The sequence below is a fragment of the Sneathia vaginalis genome (assembly GCF_000973085.1).
Classification (GTDB): Bacteria; Fusobacteriota; Fusobacteriia; order Fusobacteriales; family Leptotrichiaceae; genus Sneathia; species Sneathia vaginalis.
Genome location: NZ_CP011280.1, coordinates 1,160,279 through 1,179,336, shown reverse-complemented (window position 1 = coordinate 1,179,336; position 19,058 = coordinate 1,160,279). Strand labels below are relative to the sequence as shown.

The following is a 19,058-nucleotide window of genomic DNA, read 5'->3' as shown; positions in this document are numbered from 1 at the left end:
TATGAAGGTATATTTAGCAGGTGCTTTATTCAATGAAGCAGAAGTAGAACAAAGAAAAAAAGAAGGGAGAATTTTAAGAAAAAATTTTCCTAACTTAGATATATTTAATCCAATAGATCAACCTTTTAATGAAAATAAGCAAAGTTTACCTACACCAGAAGAAATTTATACAAATGATGCAAACGCTGTAAAAAATTGTGATATTGCAATATTTGATTTAACAAATGAAGATGCTGGAGTTATGGTTGAACTTGGTTTAGCAATAGCATATGGGAAGATAATAATTGGAATAAATTCAGATATTAGATTAAAATCTAGTAACAAGTATGATATACCAACATATGGAATGAATCACTTTGTTTTAGGTGGAATATTAAAATATGGTAAATTAGTATATTCATTTAATGAAGTGGTAGAAGAGTTGAAAAAAATTGTAAAATAAATACTAAGGCGTAAGCCTTAGTATTTTCATTTATATCCCTTAAGTAAATTGTGTTTAACTTCCATTTTTTCTTCAGTTGTTTTTGCTTTCTTTTCTTTGTAAATAGTTCTTTCAAATGTACCATACATAGGGTTAGGGAAGATAATGAATTTATCACCAAATTCAGCTTTAACTTCTTCTAACTTCTTTTCTCTATCTGCCATTGAAGTTGTAGAAAAGTCTCCAAAGTCACAGATGTTATCTCCGAATAACATTACGATATCATAATGTTTTTTAACATTATTCATTCTTTCAACTTTTGAACCTAAATTTTTGAATAATAGACTCTTTGTACTTTGAACAGGTATTCCTTCATTTTCAAGATTCTTCTTAGTAATATCTACTTGATTACCAGCTCTATCAGAGATAAAGAAGATTTTAACTTTATTCTTATTAGCAAATCTTAAAAATTCTTTAGCACCAGGAACAGCTTTAGCCTTACCTAATTGTACCCATTCATCCCAAGTTTTAGAATCAAATTCAGTACCATCTTTAATATTTTGTGCTTGATATTGACTATTATCTAATACAGTTTCATCTATATCAAGAACAATAGCTATAGGTTTTTTGTGATGTTTTTTAATGATTTGTGCTAAGTTCTTTGTTGCAAGCTTGTAACCTTGAAGGTATAGAGCTTTAGCTTCAACAGATGTTTGGTACCAATAAGTACTCATAGTATTTTCTCTAGCCATTAATTGGTTAGCAGTTAATGTATAAGTTTTGTCTGCTGCAAAACTTGCTATAGTAATAGTAGTTGCTAATAAAGCAAATACTTTTTTAGATAATTTCATTTGGAAAACCTCCTAATTAAGATACTAATATTGTATATTGAAAAATGCATAAAATCAAGGTAAGTTATTATATTCCTATGCGTTTTATTGTTTCAATTAAAAATCTTTTGGTATTCCTTATTGCATATGACATAGTCACATCCTTAGGACTTATTTCCACTAATTTATCAAAGCCCAAGTCTAAAAGTTCTTCGCTGTCAATAATTCTACCAGAGAATAGATAAACAGGCTTATTGTATTTCTTTGCTAGGCATAAGATACCGTAAGGTGTTTTACCAAATTTTGTTTGACTATCTGATCTACCCTCACCAGTAATGACAATATCGGCATCTTGAATCTTTTCTTCTAATTTGCAGATACGGTTTACAATATCTATGCCTTTTTCTAAGTTTGCATTAAAGAACACAACAAAACAAGCACCTAATCCTCCAGCAGCACCAGCACCTTTAAATTCTAAATTCCTTCCTAAAATTTTTTCAAAATGTTTAAAATTATCATCTAGTTTTTTAGCCATACTTTTTGTTGCACCTTTTTGTGGTCCAAAAACAAATGAGGCTCCATTAATACCTGTAAAAGGATTAGTAACATCACTAGCTATTAAAAAATTAGATTCTTTAATTCTTTTATCAAAATGTGTTCTATCTATTTCACATATCTTACATATATCTTTTGCATGTATGATTTCAGTTTTATCTGTACTGTACATTTTAATCCCTAAAGCACGTAGCATACCTATTCCAGCATCATTAGTGCTACTGCCACCAAGTCCTATTATGAAGTCACGTATTCCTTTGTCTAGAGCATCTAGTATTAATTCTCCAAGACCATATGTAGTGGTGTAAAAAGGATTTCTTTTTTTAACCAATGCTATGCCAGCACAACTAGCAACTTCTATTACAGCAGTTTTTTTATCACCTAAAATACCGTAGGTTGCATAAACCTTATTGTAATTAGGTCCATGCACTCTTTTTGTTATATATCTTCCATTAGTTGCATTAACTAAAGTATTTACAGTTCCTTCGCCACCATCAGCCATGGGACAAGTAATTACATCATTAATACAATTTTTTCTAAAAATTTCGCAGATTTTTTGTGAACTTAAACAGTTCTTGAATGAATCTGGAGCAATAAGTATTTTCATATTTCACCTCAACTAATTATACCATAATATTTGAACATAATTATATAATATGATACAATCTACTTGAAAAAAATAAATAAAAAATGTAAAATAAAATTGACAGGAGATAATTATGACTGAAGTAGAAATTCAAAAAGAAGTTGAAAGACAATTTAACATTCTAAAAAGAGGTTGTGAAGAATTAATTAATGAGGAAGAGTTTAAGAAAAAACTTGAAAAAAGTATTAGAACAGGTAAAGGATTAAAAGTTAAATTAGGAATAGATCCAACTGGTAGTGACTTACATTTAGGTCATGCTGTACCACTTAGAAAGTTAAAACAATTCCAAGATTTAGGACATGAACCAATATTCTTAATTGGTACATTTACAGCAAGAATAGGAGATCCAACTGGTAAGAGTGAAACAAGAAAAATGCTTACTATGGAACAAATAGAAAAGAATATTGAAACTTATCTAAGCCAAATAGGGAATATATTAGACATACATAAAATGACAGTAATGTATAACCATGAATGGTTGGAATCACTAAGTTTATCAGATTTTTTAAGTTTAATGTCTAAATTTACAGTTTCACAAATGATATCACGTGAAGACTTTGCAAAAAGACTTAAGGAGAATAAGCCTGTATCATTAGTTGAATTCATGTATCCTATACTTCAATCATATGATTCAGTACATTTAGAAGCAGATGTTGAATTAGGTGCTACAGAACAAAAATTCAACATTTTAAAGGGTAGAGACTTATTAAGAGATTTTGGAAAAGAACCACAAGTATGTATGCTAATGCCTATACTAGTAGGTTTAGATGGTGTGGAAAAAATGAGTAAATCACTTAATAACTATATTGGTATAACTGACACACCTAATGATATGTTTGGTAAAATTATGTCTATATCTGATGACTTAATGTACGTTTACTATGAACAATTAACAGAAGTACCTTTAGAAGAAATAGAAAGAATTAAAAAAGAAGTTCATCCTATGGAAGCAAAGAAAAGATTAGGAGAAGAATTAGTTAAGATATATTACTCTAGTGAAGAAGCTAAAAAAGCAAGAGAATATTTTGAAAACTTATTCTCAAAGAAAAATCTTGATATAGAGTTGCCTACAAAAGAAGTTAGTGCTAGTAGCATGGGTATAATAGATCTATTAGTTAAAGAACTTGATTTTTGTAAATCAACTAGTGAAGCAAGAAGACTTATAGAACAAGGTGCTGTTAAAGTAAATGACGATGTGGTTAAGGATAATAAGGCGGTAATAGAAATATCACATGGTATGATAATAAAGGCAGGAAAGAAGAAGATTGTAAGAATCAAAAAGGAGGACTGATGTTTGATTTAAGTCTTAATTTAAATGAAAAAGATTTTAGTGAAATGAGAAGTGATAGTGTTTATGATGTTATTGTAATAGGTGCAGGACCAAGTGCAATATCAGCAGCGATATATTCAATTAGAAAAGGATTAAAAGTTGGGATTATTGCAGATGCTATAGGAGGTCAAGTAAGTACAACTAATGGTATAGAAAATATTATAGGTACTATTTCTACAACAGGACCAGAATTTGTAAATTCATTAGAAAAACACGCTAAAGAGTATGAAATTCCTTTCTATAAGGGACATTTAGTGAATAAGATTGAAAATGGTAAAATAAAGACAGTTGTAACTGATAATGGTGTAGAGTTTAAAACAAAAACTGTAATTATATCAACTGGAGCAAAACATAGAGAACTAAATGTTAAGGGTGAAAGTGAATTTAAAGGTAGAGGTGTTCATTACTGTTCAACTTGTGATGGACCATTTTACAGAAATCTTGATGTAGTAGTAGCTGGAGGTGGAAATTCAGGTATAGAAGCAGCCATAGACTTATCAAATATTGCAAAATCTGTTACAGTAGTAGAATTTATGCCAGAATTGAAAGCAGATGAAGTTTTACAAGAAAAAGCAAAAGAAAATGAAAAGATAAAGATACTAACTAATACAGCAATAAAGGAAATTAGAGGAGAACAATTTGTAACTAATATATTAGTAACAGATAGAAAAACTAATGAAGATAGAGAGTTAAAAGTAGATGGCGTATTCGTTGAAATAGGGCTAAAAGCTAATACAGATAATTTTAAAGACTTAGTTAAGACAAACAAAATAGGTGAAATAGAGATAGATAGTGTTAATAGAACAGACGTTGACGGTATATTTGCTGCAGGTGACTGTACTGATGTAGCTTACAAGCAAATAATAATAGCGTTGGGTGAAGGTGCAAAAGCAGCACTATCAGCTTTTAATTATATTATAAACCACTAAAAAATGGAGAAGTAATACATATGACGGTAGATGAAGTAAAAAAATTAATTCAAGATGGCGAAAAAATAGATGTAGAGTTTAAAGAATCTAAAGATACCATAACCAAAGATGTATTTGATACAGTATGTTCTTTTAATAATAGAAATGGAGGGCATATTTTACTTGGGGTAAACGATAAAAGAGAGATTGTTGGTGTTAATAAAGATAGAGTAGATAAAGTTATTAAAGAATTTACAACATCTATCAATAATCCTCAAAAAATTTATCCACCACTTTATTTACTACCAGAAGTATTTGAGATTGATAATAAGAAAATAATCCATATTAGAGTTCCAGAAGGATATAGAGTATGTAGACATAATGGTAGAATTTGGGATAGATCTTATGAGGGAGATGTTAATGTCACAGATAATTCGGAACTTGTGTATAAGCTATATGCAAGAAAGCAAGGTAGCTACTTTGTAAATAAAGTATACCCTAATCTTGATATTAGTTTTCTTGATTCTTCAGTTATTGCTAAAGCAAAGAAAATGGCTATTTCAAGAAATCAAAATCATGTATGGAAAGAAATGAGTGATGAAGAATTACTTAGAAGTGCTAACCTTATTCTTACAGATCCAGAAACAAAACGAGAAGGAATTACATTAGCTGCTATTTTGCTATTTGGGAAAGATAATTCAATTATGTCGGTTCTTCCTCAACACAAAACTGATGCAATATTTAGAGTTGTAAATAAGGATAGATATGATGACAGAGATGTTGTAATAACAAATTTAATTGATAGTTATGAAAGACTTATAGCATTTGGGCAAAAGCATTTAAATGACTTGTTTGTATTAGATGGAATTGTAAATGTAAATGCAAGAGATAGAATATTAAGAGAAATTGTTTCTAATACATTAGCACATAGAGATTACTCAAGTGGTTATCCTGCAAAAATGATTATTGATGATGAGAAAATTACCGTTGAAAATAGTAATTTAGCTCACGGATTTGGAGCATTAGATTTACGAAAATTTGAACCATTTCCTAAAAACCCAACTATATCTAAAGTATTCAGAGAAATAGGTCTTGCAGATGAATTAGGTTCAGGAATGAGAAATACATATAAGTACACACAACTTTATTCAGGAAGAAAACCTCTATTTGAAGAAGGAGATATATTTAGAACAATTATACCTCTAAGTAAGATAGCAACACAAAAAGTTGGGTATCAATATAGTGAGTCTCAAAATGAATTTGAAAAAATTGAAAATAATATAAAAAATATAATTAAAGAAAATAATAAAGTAAGCCGTAAAGAAATGGCTAAATTATTAAATGTTGGTGAAAAAACAGTTACAAGATATATTAAAGAAATTAAGAATATTAAATATGTAGGTGTAGGTAAAAATGGTCACTGGGAAATTAATGAATAGACAAAAAAGATTCTTCTAGAAATAGAAGAGTTTTTTTTTTTTTTTTTTGTCCCTTGAAATGTCCCTCGAAATGTCCCTCGAAGTCCCTCGAAAAAACCCTTTATATATTAGCTTTGTTACAAATATGAATTTTAGATGTCCCTCGAAATGTCCCTCGAAATGTCCCTCGAATATCGCTCTAAAAAAAATTTGACAAAGGCAATTAAATGTGCTATGATAATTTGAAATGAAAAAACTAAGCCAAAGACAGTAGGTGTAAAGGTAAATCCTACCGAGGTGAGTATGATATATTTTTGTATATTTTTACCTCTGGCTTGAGAGGTTTTTTTGCGTATATAGGAGGTGAAAAAGTATGCCAGCACAATATAAAGTAGATGAAGTTAAGAAATTAGTTTCTAAACTAAAAGATGCTAAAGCTGTCGTATTTGTTGATTACAAGGGTATATCTGTTAATGAAGATACAGAATTAAGAAGAATTGCTAGAAATAGTAATGTTGAATACTTTGTAGCAAAAAATAGATTAATACAAATAGCATTAAAAGAAGTTGGAATGGATGCAGACTATGGTACTTTACTAGAAGGAACAACTTCATTTGTAGTTGGATATGAAGATGGTGTAGCTCCATCAAAGACAGTTTACGAATACAGTAAAAAGATCAACAAACTAGAAATTAAAGGTGGTTATGTTGACGGTGGATTAGTAGACAAGGCTATGATAGAAGCATTAGCTAAGTTACCAACAAGAGAAGAATTACTAGCTCAAGTAGCTTACGGATTATTAAGTCCAGTTCGTATGTTAGCAGTTGCATTAACAAACGTAGCTGAACAAAAAAACTAAAATAAATTAAAATAAAATTAGGAGGAAAATTTATGGCATTTAATAAAGAACAATTTATAGAAGATTTAAAGGCAATGTCTGTATTAGAATTAAAAGAAGTAGTAGAAGCAATTGAAGAAACATTTGGAGTATCAGCTCAACCAGTAGCTGTTGCAGCAGCAGGTGCAGCAGGAGCAGCAGCTGAAGAAAAGACTGAATTCGATGTAATCTTACAATCAGCAGGAGCTTCAAAGATTAATGTAATTAAAGAAGTAAGAGGAATCACAGGATTAGGTTTAAAAGAAGCAAAAGAATTAGCTGAAACTGCAGGTTCAAAAATTAAAGAAGGTGTTTCTAAAGAAGAAGCTGAAGAAATTAAAGCTAAGTTAGAAGCAGCTGGAGCAACTGTAGAAGTTAAGTAATAATATTAATATATTTAGGCACTCTACGTAAGTAATTGTGTAGAGTGTCTTTTATGCATTTCAATAAAATCAAAAAAATTTCGTTAATTTATATTTTTAAATAATTTTTTTTAAAAAGCATCTTTTATGGGAGGAAATAATGAGTAAACTGATAGAAAGATACAGTTTCGGTAAAATTAAAGAAAGAGGGCAAATGCCTGGATTTCTTGATTTTCAAATGGATTCTTATGAAGACTTCTTACAAGCAAAGGTTAAACCAGAAGATAGAGAAGTCAAAGGATTGGAAGCCATTTTTAGGGAAATATTTGGTGAAATTTCTCATGGGGATATACAACTAAGATATTCAAGTTATGAAATTCGTGATAATGAAGAACCATTAAATGATGAACTAGAATGTAAAAGAAGAGGTAAAACTTTTTCAGGGTTGTTAAAAGTTAAGTTTAATTTGACAAATAAGGATGGGGAAATACCATCAGAATTTGTGCATTTTGGTGAAATACCATTAATGACTGAACAAGGTTCATTTATTATCAATGGAGCAGAAAGAGTTGTAGTATCACAATTACATAGAGCACCAGGAATAACATTTAATAAAGAAGTAGATATGCAAACAGGTAAGGACTTATTTGTAGGTAAAATAATTCCATATAAAGGTACTTGGTTAGAATTTGAAGTAGACAAGAAAGATATTTTAAATGTAAAAATTGACAGAAGAAAGAAAGTTCCTGCAACAGTCTTCTTAAAAGCTATTGGATTTTTCCATGATAATAATGAAATATTAGATGAATTCTTAGAAAAAAAGACAATAGATTTAAGTGAATGGTATGACTATACTACTGATGAAACACTTAGTGCTATTAAATCAAGAATAGAAGGTTCATTCTCAAGAGAAGATAAGATAGATGGTAATACTGGTGAATTTATTGTAGAAATAGGTCAAAGAATTACTGAAGGTATCATACAAAGCTTAATAGAAGCAAAAGAAAGTTCAATTGATATTTGGGAAGTTAAGCCTGAAGAAATACCTTTAGCAAACTCAATACAAATAGATGATACAGTAGATTCAGATGAAGCAGTAATAGAAATATATAGAAAATTAAGACCAGGAGATCTTGTAACATTAACAAGTGCTAAGCAATTAATAATACCAATGTTTACTAATGTTCAAAGATATGATTTAGCTAATGTTGGTAGATACAAGATAAACAAGAGACTAAAATTATCATTACCTGATACAGATGTAGTCTTAAAGAAAGAAGATGTTGTTGCAACTATTAATTACCTTAAAAAGTTAATTAGAGGTGAAGGAACAACTGATGACATAGATAACTTATCAAATAGACGTGTTAGAGGTGTAGGAGAATTACTTGCTATACAAGTTAAAGGTGGAATGATTAAATTAGCTAAGATGGCTAAGGAAAAAATGACTACTATACAAGATATTAAAGCATTATCAGTACAAAGTCTATTAAACACAAAACCATTAAATGCATTAATATTAGAATTCTTTGGTAGTGGACAATTATCACAATTTATGGACCAATCAAATCCTTTAAGTGAATTGACACATAAAAGAAGAATATCAGCATTAGGTCCTGGAGGTTTATCAAGAGATAGAGCAGGATTCGAAGTTCGTGACGTACACAACTCACACTATGGTAGAATATGTCCAATAGAAACACCAGAAGGTCCTAATATCGGGCTTATAGCATCATTATCAACATACGGTAAGGTTAATAAGTATGGGTTTATAGAAACACCATATGTTAAGGTTGAAAATGGTGTTGCAGATTTTAATAAGATAGAATACTTAGCAGCTGATGAAGAAGTAGGATTATTCATAGCACAAGCCGATACACCAGTTGATGATAAGGGTAACCTATTAACTAATCCAGTTTGTAGATATGATGATGAAATAGTTACTATAGACAAACATAAGGTTGATTTAATGGACGTTTCTCCACAACAATTAGTATCTGTTTCTGCAGGATTAATACCATTCTTAGAACACGATGATGCCAACCGTGCGTTAATGGGATCAAATATGCAAAGACAAGCAGTACCTTTACTTAAAACAGAAGCCCCATTAGTTGGAACAGGACTAGAAAGAAAAGTTGCAATAGACTCTGGAGCTGTAATATGTTCTAAGACTAGTGGAGTTGTAACAGCAGTAGATGCTAAGAAGATAATAGTAACAGATAATGAAGGTAAAGAACATCTATATAGATTATTAAACTTTGAAAAATCAAACCAATCTATGTGCTTACACCAAAAACCTATAGTAGACATAGATGAAAAAGTTGAAAAAGGACAAATATTAGCAGATGGTCCAGCAACTTGTGGTGGAGATTTAGCTTTAGGTAGAAACCTATTAATAGCATTTATACCATGGGAAGGATACAACTATGAAGATGCTATTTTAATCTCAGAAAGATTAAGAAAAGACGATGTTTTAACATCATTACACATAGAAGAATTTGATATAGAATCAAGAACAACAAAATTAGGTGATGAAGAAATTACAAGAGAAATACCTAATGTATCAGAAGAAGCAATAAGAGATCTTGATGAAAACGGAATTATCCGTGTAGGAGCATATGTTAAACCAGATGACATCTTAGTTGGTAAAGTAACACCTAAGGGTGAAACAGAACCACCTGCAGAAGAAAAATTATTAAGAGCAATATTTGGTGATAAGGCAAAAGATGTTAGAGATACATCACTTAGATTACCTCATGGTGTAAAAGGAACTGTAGTAGAAGTTCTAGAATTATCAAAGGAAAATGGTGATGACTTAAAAGCTGGAGTTAACAAATTAATTAGAATATATGTAGCTGAAAAGAGAAAGATAACAGTTGGAGATAAGATATCAGGTAGACACGGTAACAAAGGTATAGTTTCAAGAATATTACCAGTAGAAGATATGCCACACTTAGAAGATGGGACTCCAGTTGATATTTGTTTAAATCCATTAGGGGTTCCATCACGTATGAATATAGGGCAAGTACTAGAAGTACACTTAGGTATGGCTTTAGGTAAATTGAAAAAACACATAGCAACACCAGTATTCGATGGAGCAACAGAAGAAGAAGTAAAAGAAATGCTTGAAAAAGCTGGATTTAATAAGACAGGTAAAGTTAAATTAATAGATGGAAGAACAGGTAAACCATTTGATAGTGAAATAACAGTTGGATATATGTACATATTAAAATTACACCATCTTGTAGAAGATAAAATGCATGCAAGAGCAATAGGACCATATTCATTAGTAACTCAACAACCATTAGGAGGAAAAGCACAATTCGGTGGACAAAGATTAGGAGAAATGGAAGTTTGGGCACTAGAAGCATATGGAGCATCAAATGTATTACAAGAAATGCTAACTGTTAAGTCTGATGATATTAATGGAAGAACAAAGACTTATGAAGCAATTGTAAAAGGTCAACCTATGCCTGAGGCTGATGCACCAGAATCATTCAAAGTACTTATGAAAGAATTCCAATCACTAGGATTAGATATTAATTTATACAGTGCTGATGGTGAAAAGATTGAATTAGACAATAATGTAGATATGTAAGGAGCTTATTGTAGATGAGTATTAAAGATTTTGACAGCATACAAATTAAACTAGCTTCTCCAGAAAAAATTAGAGAATGGTCTTATGGAGAAGTAACTAAGGCTGAAACTATTAACTACAGAACATTAAAACCAGAACCAAATGGACTTTTTTGTGAAAAAATATTTGGACCATCAAAAGATTATGAATGTTCATGTGGGAAGTATAAAAGACTAAAACATAAAGGTATAAAATGTGAAAAATGTGGTGTAGATGTTACAACATCAAAAGTTAGACGTGAAAGAATGGGACACATTGAACTAGCATCACCAGTTGCACATATTTGGTATTCTAAAGGAACACCAAACAAGATGAGCTTATTACTTGGTATTTCTACTAAAGATTTAGAAGCTGTCTTATACCACTCAAAATATATAGTAATTGAAGGGGATGACGAGTACCCAGCAGGTTCAGTAATACAAAGTAGAGAATATGAACTTATTAAAACTCAAAATCGTGAAAATTTTGTTGCTAAAATGGGTGCTGAAGGTGTACAAGACTTACTTAAAAAAATAGATCTAGATGAAGCAGAAGCTAAGTTAGATGAAGAGTTAGAAACTGTAAATTCAGTACAAAAGAAAAAGAAAATAGTTAAGAGATTAAAGGTAATAAGAGACTTTAAGAATTCAGGAAATAGACCTGAATGGATGATATTAACTGTTTTACCAGTAATGCCAGCTGATTTAAGACCTATGGTTCAATTAGATGGTGGACGTTTTGCAACTTCAGATTTAAATGATCTATATAGACGTGTAATAAATAGAAATGCAAGACTTAAAAAACTATTAGAAATTAATGCACCTGAAACAATGATAAAAAATGAAAAAAGAATGTTACAAGAAGCAGTAGACTGTCTAATAGATAATGGTAGAAGAGGTAAGGCAATATTATCTCAAAATAACAGAGAATTAAAGTCATTATCTTCAATGTTAAAAGGAAAACAAGGAAGATTTAGACAAAACTTACTAGGTAAACGTGTTGACTATTCAGGAAGATCTGTTATAGTCGTAGGACCAAGTCTTAAAATGAATCAATGTGGTTTACCTAAGAAGATGGCTTTAGAACTATACAAGCCATTCTTAATGAGAGAATTAGTAAAAAGAGAATTAGCTTCTAACATTAAGATAGCAAAGAGAATGGTTGAAGAAGAAGATGAATGTGTATGGGAATTAATAGAAGAAATAATTAAGAATCACCCAGTTTTACTAAACAGAGCACCGACTCTACACAGACTATCTATACAAGCATTTGAACCTATCCTTATAGAAGGTAAGGCTATGAGACTACATCCTCTAGTTTGTGCTGCATTTAATGCCGACTTCGATGGTGACCAAATGGCAATACACTTGGTATTATCACCAGAATCACAAATGGAAGCAAAACTATTGATGTTATCAACAAGTAACCTATTATCACCATCAAGTGGTAAGCCTATAGCTGTTCCATCACAAGATATGGTTATGGGATGTTACTATATGACAACAACAAAAAAAGGAGCTAAAGGTGAAGGATTAATGTTCTCTAATAAGAATCAGTTAATAACTGCATATCAAACAGGAAACATTGATACACACGCTGTAGCTAAAGTAAGAATAGATGGAAAATTAGTTGAAACAACTCCAGGAAGAGTTATGTTTACAACAATGTTACCTCCAGAAGTAAGGGATTATGGTGCAACTTATGGTAAAAAACAAATTGCAAAATTAATCGCAGTACTATACAAGAAGTATGGAGCACAAAAAACATCAGAATTATTAGATAAGATTAAGGCATTTGGTTACCACTACGGAACATTAGCAGGGGTAACAGTCAGTGTTGAAGATCTAGAAATCCCAGCAACAAAGAAGGGTCTATTAGAAAAAGCAGATAAGCAAGTTCTAGAAGTAGATGAAGAATACAGACAAGGTAAGATAATAAATGACGAAAGATACAGAAGAACTGTTGAAATTTGGTCAGATGTTACAGAACAAGTTACAAAAGATATGATGGATAACCTTGATGAATTTAACCCAGTATACATGATGGCAACTTCAGGAGCCAGAGGTAGTATCGCACAAATGCGTCAACTAGCAGGTATGCGTGGACTAATGGCAGATACACAAGGAAGAATCATGGAAAAACCTATAAAAGTAAACTTTAGAGAAGGACTTAGTGTATTAGATTTCTTCATGTCATCACACGGGGCTAGAAAAGGAGCTTCAGATAGAGCCTTGAGAACTGCCGATTCAGGATACTTAACAAGAAGACTAGTTGATATTTCACATGAAGTAATAATCAAAAAAGATGATTGTGGATGTCATGGAGAAGGACTATTAGTATCTAGTTTAGTTGATTCAGGTGAAGTAATCGAACCATTAGCAGAAAGAATATATGGTAGAAGATTAGCACAAGACTTAGTTCATGACGGAGTAGTTGTTGCTAAGTACAATACTATGGTTACAGATGAATTAAATGAAAAGATTAAAGAGCTTGGTATTACAGAAGTTATGGTAAGAAGTCCATTAACATGTAAATTAGAAAATAAAGGGGTATGTAGAAAATGTTATGGTATAGACTTATCTAACCATAAAGAAATTCTAAAAGGTGAAGCAGTAGGGGTTATTGCAGCACAATCAATAGGAGAACCTGGTACCCAACTTACAATGCGTACTTTCCATACAGGAGGGGTAGCACAAGCAGCTGCTGTTCAATCAAGCTATAAGGCAATTGACGGTGGTAAGATTAAATATGTAGACCTAGAATTGATTACTGATGAAAATGGTCGTGAAATTGTTGCAACACAAACAGCTAAGGCAATAGTAGGAAAACATAAATATGAAATACCTAGTGGATCAACATTAATGTTTAAAAATGGAGAAAAGGTTAAGAAGGGTGAAGTAATAGTAGAATTCGACCCATTCCAAACACCAATAATTTCAACTAAGGCAGGTAGAATTTCATATAGAGATATATATATAAAGGAAAATGTAGATATTAAGTATAATGTTATAGAAAAATTAGCAATTAAGCCTAGTGAAAATAACGAAATAAACCCAAGAGCTATTATCTACGATGAAAAGACAAATAAGAAGTTAGCAGAATACAGTATTCCATATGGGGCATATATAATGCACAGTGAAAAGGAACATGTAAATTCAGGAGAAATAATTGCAAAAATAGTAAAAACTGCTGAAGGTACAAAGGATATTACAGGTGGTCTTCCAAGAGTACAAGAATTATTTGAAGCAAGAAATCCAAAAGGTAAAGCTCTATTATCAGATGTTGCAGGTAGAGTAATACTAAAAGAAGATATGAATAATAAGAAGGGGGCACGTACTGTAATAATAACTGATCCAGAAACTGGTGAAGAAATTAAACAGTATGTAATCCAAGGTGGAGAACGTTTAGTTGTTACAAACGAAATGTTAATAGAAAAAGGAGCTAAAATTACTGATGGTCCTATATCACCACATGATATGTTAAGAGTTAAAGGCGAAGTTGCTGCACAACAATTTATACTAGAAGCTGTTCAAGGTGTATATAGAGGACAAGGAGTTACAGTTAACGATAAGCATATAGAAATTATTGTTAAACAAATGTTCCAAAAAGTTAGAATACTTGAATCTGGTTCAACTTTATTCTTAGAAGAAGAATTAGTTGACAAGAAGTTAATTGAAAATATTAACAGAAAGAAGATAGAAGAAGGTAAACAACCTGCTAAATATGAACCTATTATACAAGGTATAACTAAAGCAGCTGTTAATACAGAAAGCTTTATCTCTGCATCTTCATTCCAAGAAACAACAAAAGTATTAGCTAATGCAGCTATAGAAGGTAAAGTTGATAGATTAGAAGGACTTAAAGAAAATGTAATAATTGGTAAGAAGATACCAGGAGGAACAGGATTTAAGGACTATAACGATTTAAAAGTAGAAGAATTAGAAGAAATATCAGAGGATGAAATATAGGCGGTCAATAGAAATATTGACTGCCACTTTAGGAGTTATTGTGAAAGGTAGATTATTTGTAGTTTCAGGACCTTCAGGGTCTGGAAAGTCAACAATCACAAAAAAGGTAAGGGATATGTTAAATATTCCTTTATCAATTTCTGCAACTAGTAGAAAACCACGACTTGGTGAAGTTGATGGTCGTGATTACTATTTCCTAACCAAAGAAGAATTTGAAGAAAAAATTAAGAATAATGAATTTTTCGAATATGCACTTGTGCATGGGAACTATTATGGGACTTTAGAAAAAGTTGTAGAAGATAGCTTAAATAAGGGACATAATATTATACTTGAAATAGATGTACAAGGTGGCATACAGGCTAAGAAGAGAAAACAAGATGCAGTTTTAATTTTTTGCAGAACAGAAAACGAAGAAGTTTTAGAAAAAAGACTTAGAAATCGTAAGACTGATAGTGAAGAAATTATAGAATTAAGATTAAAAAATGCTAAAAAAGAATTGTCATATGAGAAAGAGTATGACTATGTGATAGTTAATAAGAAATTAGATGATGCGATAAAGCAATTGATAGATATTATAAAGGAAGAATCATATGAAAAAGCATAAAATAACAGTAGATGAATTAGTAAATAAGTTTCCAAATAAATATGAATTAGCAATAGCATGTGGTAAGTTAGCACGTATTAAATTACAAAATGGAGTTGCAAAGTCAAAAGTAATGGATATAGTTTTTGAAGAAGTAATGGAAGATAAAATAAAAATAGAAGAAAATTAAGATTTTTCATTGACAAACGCAAATATCAAATTATACTATAGCATGAGGTAATGTAGATGTTAAAAGAGTCGGATAAGCAGTTATTGTTATCTAAGATTGATATTGTAGAATTAATATCAGAATATGTGGACTTGAAAAAGTCTGGTGCAGGATTTAAAGGTTTATCACCATTTAAGAGTGAAAATACACCATCATTTATGGTTAGTCCTAGTAAAAAAATATTTAAAGATTTTAGTTCAAATATAGGTGGCGATGCTATAAAGTTCTATATGTTAATAAATAATCTAACATATTTAGAAGCAGTAGATGAGTTAGCTAGAAAATACAATGTCAATATTAACATTACTAGTGAGAAGAGATATAACGTAAAGTACTATAACCTACTATCAGAGATATCAAAGATATATCAAGAAAATCTATTAGCTTCAAAAGAAGCACTAGAATATTTAAAAAATAGGGGATATAGTCTTAATGATATTAAGGAATATAGGCTTGGTTATGCACTAGATAAATGGGATAGTATATATACAAAGTATGAAAATGATGACGCAGTAAAAGATTTACTAGAGCTTGGTATTGTATCACATTCGGAAAATAGATATTATGATACATTTAAAAACCGTATAATGATACCCATTCTAAATGTAAAGGGAGATATTATAGGTTTTGGTGGAAGAGATATTTCATCTAATCCTAATGTAGCTAAATATCTAAATTCTAAAGAATCAAAGATATTTAAGAAAAGCTTTGAGCTTTTTGGAGTCTTTGATGGTGGGAAGAAGATAAAAGAATATAACTCATGCATACTTGTAGAAGGATATTTTGATGTTCTAGCATTACATAAGAATAATATAAAGAATGTTGTTGCAAGTCTTGGTACAGCATTAACAGAAAAACAAGCAGAATATATACGTAAGTTTACAAATAATATAGTAATTGCGTATGACAATGACAGTGCAGGACTTGAAGCTAAAAAAAGGGCTATACATATTTTGAATAAATTTGAATTTAACATTAAGGTTATGGATTATTCTAATTTAGGAAAAGATCCAGATGAAATTTTACATAAATATGGTAAAAATGATTTCGTGGATATCCTTAGTAAGTCCAAAGATGCGTTTGATTTTTTATTCGAATATTACTTGAAAGAAAAAGATATATCCAAACTTGGTACTAAAATGCAAGTAATAGGCGATATGAAGCCGTATTTTTCATCATTAAAGAATATGATATATTATGATGAATTTGTAGATAGATTTTCAAAAAGACTTAATATATCAAAAGAGGCACTAAAATCAAATTTAGGTAAAATTGCTGTTAGTAATAATCTTGTATCGACAAAGAAACCAAAAGAAAGTAATTTAAAAATCAGTAAAAAAGCAAGATTAGAAGAACTAACAATACTGTATTTATTATACGACAAAACAAAGTATAGCTTATTCAACACATTTTCATTTGAAAATATCTATTATGAAAGTATAATAGATAAGGGGTTTGATGGCTCTAAATTTTCAGAAGAAGAAAAAGAAATTGTTTTTCATTTAAAAACAAAGTATACTGATATTAGTAAGATAGACTATATTTTACTATACAAAGAATGGGTTTTAGATTATATCAAAAATTCAAGAGAAATGATATTAGATTATTACAACGGATATGAAAATATGAATGATGAAGACTACGCTAAATATATGTCTTTTGTAAGCCAAGTTAAAGAAATAGAAAAAAGCGTGGATTTACCAAAAATTAAAGAAGTATATATCAATTATATGGAATATGAAAAGGGGAAATTACATGCTACAAAAGGAGAAGAAAACAAATAGTTTAAAAGAAGATATATCAAAAATATTGAAAGAAGCACGTGATAAAAAAGAAATAAGCAAAAATATGATAGAAAATCTTCTTGAAAATAGAATATCGAATGAAAAAATAGTCCAAATAGTTGAAAAATTACGAAATGAAGGTATTACTATTATAGAAGACGTAGATTCTGAAGTTCCATATGAAAAACTAGATGATGCTGAAGTACAAAAGATGTTAAATGATGACATCATGAAGATAGCAGAATATATGGATGTAGATGAACCTATAAAAATGTATCTTCGTGAAATAGGACAAATACCCCTTTTAACACACGAGGAAGAAATAAGTCTTGCACAAAAAGTTGTTGAAGGTGATATGCAAGCCAAACAAAAGTTGATAGAATCTAACTTGAGATTGGTTGTAAGTATTGCTAAAAAACATACTAATAGAGGACTTAAGTTACTTGATTTGATACAAGAAGGGAATATGGGCCTAATGAAGGCAGTTGAAAAATTTGAATATGAAAAAGGATTTAAATTTTCAACTTATGCAACATGGTGGATAAGACAAGCTATAACAAGAGCAATAGCAGATCAAGGAAGAACTATTAGAATACCAGTGCATATGATAGAAACAATAAATAAGATAAAAAAGGAAAGTAGAATAATACTACAAGAAACAGGTAGAGAACCTACTCCAGATGAATTATCTAAGAAATTAGGTATTCCTATGGACAAGGTTAAAAGTATATTAGAAATGAATCAAGATCCTATTTCACTTGAAACACCAGTTGGTAGTGAAGAAGATAGTGAATTAGGAGATTTTGTTGAGGATGATAAATTCTTGAACCCATATGATGCTACATCAAGAGTGCTTTTAAGAGAAAAACTAGAAAGTATATTAAAAGAAGCACTAAATGAAAGGGAAGAACAAGTTCTTCGTCATAGATTTGGACTTGATGATGGAGCTCCTAAGACTCTAGAAGAAGTTGGTAAAATCTTCAATGTAACAAGGGAAAGAATTAGACAAATTGAAGTTAAGGCAATTAATAAGTTAAAAAGTAAAAAATATACAAGTAATTTAGAAAATTACAGAAAATAGGTGAAAATTATGAGCAATTTAATTCCAAAGGCTGTAGGACCATATTCAGCATATAGAGTAGTAGATGATTATGTATATATTTCAGGTCAAATAGGACTAGATCCAGAAACTAATGAATTGGAATTGGACCTTAGTTCACAAACAAAGAGAATATTAGAAAACATCAAGAATATCTTAGCTAAAGAAAATTTAACTATGGATAATGTAATTAAAACAACAGTTCTTTTATCTGATATTCATGATTTTGTACCAGTTAATGAAATATATATGACATACTTTAATGAACCTTATCCTGCAAGATCAGCATTTGCAGTTAAGGACTTGCCTAAAGGAGCATTAGTAGAAATTGAAGTAATTGCACATAGATAGAGAAAAACAAGCTCTAAAGTGAAGAAAAAAACTTTGGAGCTTTTTTATTTAGTTAAAAAACGATTATGAACCAAGGCGAAC

At 30.5% G+C, this 19,058-nt stretch carries 15 protein-coding genes and 1 other annotated feature; of the genes, 13 read left to right on the top strand and 2 right to left on the bottom strand.

Translation table 11 applies throughout. The features are described from left to right. Nucleotide 1: 1 nt before the first annotated feature. The gene (locus VC03_RS05785; protein ID WP_046329326.1) at nt 2–442 is read left to right on the top strand and encodes a nucleoside 2-deoxyribosyltransferase; all 441 of its coding nucleotides are present in this window, start codon (nt 2–4) and stop codon (nt 440–442) included. A gap of 26 nt (nt 443–468) precedes the next feature. Here the strand turns inward: VC03_RS05785 and VC03_RS05780 are convergent, their stop codons facing one another. Both VC03_RS05780 and VC03_RS05775 read right to left on the bottom strand, forming a co-directional pair. Next, the gene (locus VC03_RS05780; protein ID WP_046329086.1) at nt 469–1,272 is read right to left on the bottom strand and encodes a 5'-nucleotidase, lipoprotein e(P4) family; all 804 of its coding nucleotides are present in this window, start codon (nt 1,270–1,272) and stop codon (nt 469–471) included. A 67-nt stretch (nt 1,273–1,339) separates the two neighbouring features. Beyond that, a complete protein-coding gene (locus tag VC03_RS05775) occupies nt 1,340–2,413 on the bottom strand; it encodes a glycerate kinase (RefSeq protein ID WP_046329085.1) in 1,074 nt (357 codons plus the stop codon). A gap of 112 nt (nt 2,414–2,525) precedes the next feature. On the opposite strand from VC03_RS05775, the gene tyrS reads away from it, so the two are divergent. From tyrS to VC03_RS05715, 12 genes are all read left to right on the top strand, one after another. Then, nucleotides 2,526–3,743, top strand: coding sequence for a tyrosine--tRNA ligase (tyrS, locus tag VC03_RS05770; protein WP_046329084.1), 1,218 nt, complete (start codon nt 2,526–2,528; stop codon nt 3,741–3,743). After that, nucleotides 3,743–4,711, top strand: a complete 969-nt coding sequence (locus tag VC03_RS05765; RefSeq protein ID WP_052727718.1) for an FAD-dependent oxidoreductase — start codon at nt 3,743–3,745, stop codon at nt 4,709–4,711. Before tyrS ends, VC03_RS05765 begins: the two co-directional genes overlap by 1 nt. Nucleotides 4,712–4,731: 20 nt before the next feature. Further along, nucleotides 4,732–6,129, top strand: coding sequence for an RNA/DNA-binding domain-containing protein (locus tag VC03_RS05760; RefSeq protein WP_046329083.1), 1,398 nt, complete (start codon nt 4,732–4,734; stop codon nt 6,127–6,129). A 222-nt stretch (nt 6,130–6,351) separates the two neighbouring features. Continuing rightward, nucleotides 6,352–6,466, top strand: a sequence feature (ribosomal protein L10 leader region). Between the two features lie 15 nt (nt 6,467–6,481). Continuing rightward, the gene (gene rplJ, locus VC03_RS05755) at nt 6,482–6,967 is read left to right on the top strand and encodes a 50S ribosomal protein L10 (protein WP_046329082.1); all 486 of its coding nucleotides are present in this window, start codon (nt 6,482–6,484) and stop codon (nt 6,965–6,967) included. Nucleotides 6,968–6,999: 32 nt separating this feature from the next. Continuing rightward, nucleotides 7,000–7,368 carry a 50S ribosomal protein L7/L12 gene (gene rplL / locus VC03_RS05750; protein ID WP_046329081.1) on the top strand — a complete coding sequence of 123 codons (369 nt, stop codon included), beginning with the start codon at nt 7,000–7,002 and terminating at the stop codon, nt 7,366–7,368. Between the two features lie 139 nt (nt 7,369–7,507). Then, nucleotides 7,508–10,945: a DNA-directed RNA polymerase subunit beta gene (rpoB, locus tag VC03_RS05745; RefSeq protein WP_046329080.1), complete on the top strand. Its 3,438-nt coding sequence runs from the start codon at nt 7,508–7,510 to the stop codon at nt 10,943–10,945. 14 nt (nt 10,946–10,959) lie between these two features. After that, entirely contained in the window at nt 10,960–14,931 is a 3,972-nt protein-coding gene (gene rpoC, locus VC03_RS05740; protein ID WP_046329079.1) for a DNA-directed RNA polymerase subunit beta', read from the top strand. 37 nt (nt 14,932–14,968) lie between these two features. Next, complete coding sequence (gmk, locus tag VC03_RS05735; protein WP_200893842.1) at nt 14,969–15,535, top strand: guanylate kinase; 567 nt, start codon at nt 14,969–14,971, stop codon at nt 15,533–15,535. Continuing rightward, nucleotides 15,522–15,704: a DNA-directed RNA polymerase subunit omega gene (locus tag VC03_RS05730; RefSeq protein ID WP_046329077.1), complete on the top strand. Its 183-nt coding sequence runs from the start codon at nt 15,522–15,524 to the stop codon at nt 15,702–15,704. The genes gmk and VC03_RS05730 overlap by 14 nt, the downstream gene beginning before the upstream one ends. A 56-nt stretch (nt 15,705–15,760) precedes the next feature. Next, nucleotides 15,761–17,527, top strand: a complete 1,767-nt coding sequence (gene dnaG / locus VC03_RS05725) for a DNA primase (protein ID WP_046329076.1) — start codon at nt 15,761–15,763, stop codon at nt 17,525–17,527. Next, nucleotides 17,499–18,608 (top strand): RNA polymerase sigma factor RpoD, encoded by a 1,110-nt coding sequence (gene rpoD / locus VC03_RS05720; protein WP_046329075.1) that lies wholly within the window; start codon nt 17,499–17,501, stop codon nt 18,606–18,608. The genes dnaG and rpoD overlap by 29 nt, the downstream gene beginning before the upstream one ends. A gap of 9 nt (nt 18,609–18,617) precedes the next feature. Continuing rightward, entirely contained in the window at nt 18,618–18,977 is a 360-nt protein-coding gene (locus tag VC03_RS05715) for a Rid family detoxifying hydrolase (RefSeq protein WP_046329074.1), read from the top strand. Nucleotides 18,978–19,058 lie beyond the last annotated feature (81 nt).

Bases quoted from the DNA above. Each gene is read 5' to 3' on its own strand.
- VC03_RS05785 (WP_046329326.1), top strand. From the start codon at position 2: ATGAAGGTATATTTAGCAGGTGCTTTATTCAATGAAGCAGAAGTAGAA.
- VC03_RS05780 (WP_046329086.1), bottom strand. From the start codon at position 1,272: ATGAAATTATCTAAAAAAGTATTTGCTTTATTAGCAACTACTATTACT.
- VC03_RS05775 (WP_046329085.1), bottom strand. From the start codon at position 2,413: ATGAAAATACTTATTGCTCCAGATTCATTCAAGAACTGTTTAAGTTCA.
- tyrS (WP_046329084.1), top strand. From the start codon at position 2,526: ATGACTGAAGTAGAAATTCAAAAAGAAGTTGAAAGACAATTTAACATT.
- VC03_RS05765 (WP_052727718.1), top strand. From the start codon at position 3,743: ATGTTTGATTTAAGTCTTAATTTAAATGAAAAAGATTTTAGTGAAATG.
- VC03_RS05760 (WP_046329083.1), top strand. From the start codon at position 4,732: ATGACGGTAGATGAAGTAAAAAAATTAATTCAAGATGGCGAAAAAATA.
- rplJ (WP_046329082.1), top strand. From the start codon at position 6,482: ATGCCAGCACAATATAAAGTAGATGAAGTTAAGAAATTAGTTTCTAAA.
- rplL (WP_046329081.1), top strand. From the start codon at position 7,000: ATGGCATTTAATAAAGAACAATTTATAGAAGATTTAAAGGCAATGTCT.
- rpoB (WP_046329080.1), top strand. From the start codon at position 7,508: ATGAGTAAACTGATAGAAAGATACAGTTTCGGTAAAATTAAAGAAAGA.
- rpoC (WP_046329079.1), top strand. From the start codon at position 10,960: ATGAGTATTAAAGATTTTGACAGCATACAAATTAAACTAGCTTCTCCA.
- VC03_RS05730 (WP_046329077.1), top strand. From the start codon at position 15,522: ATGAAAAAGCATAAAATAACAGTAGATGAATTAGTAAATAAGTTTCCA.
- dnaG (WP_046329076.1), top strand. From the start codon at position 15,761: ATGTTAAAAGAGTCGGATAAGCAGTTATTGTTATCTAAGATTGATATT.
- rpoD (WP_046329075.1), top strand. From the start codon at position 17,499: ATGCTACAAAAGGAGAAGAAAACAAATAGTTTAAAAGAAGATATATCA.
- VC03_RS05715 (WP_046329074.1), top strand. From the start codon at position 18,618: ATGAGCAATTTAATTCCAAAGGCTGTAGGACCATATTCAGCATATAGA.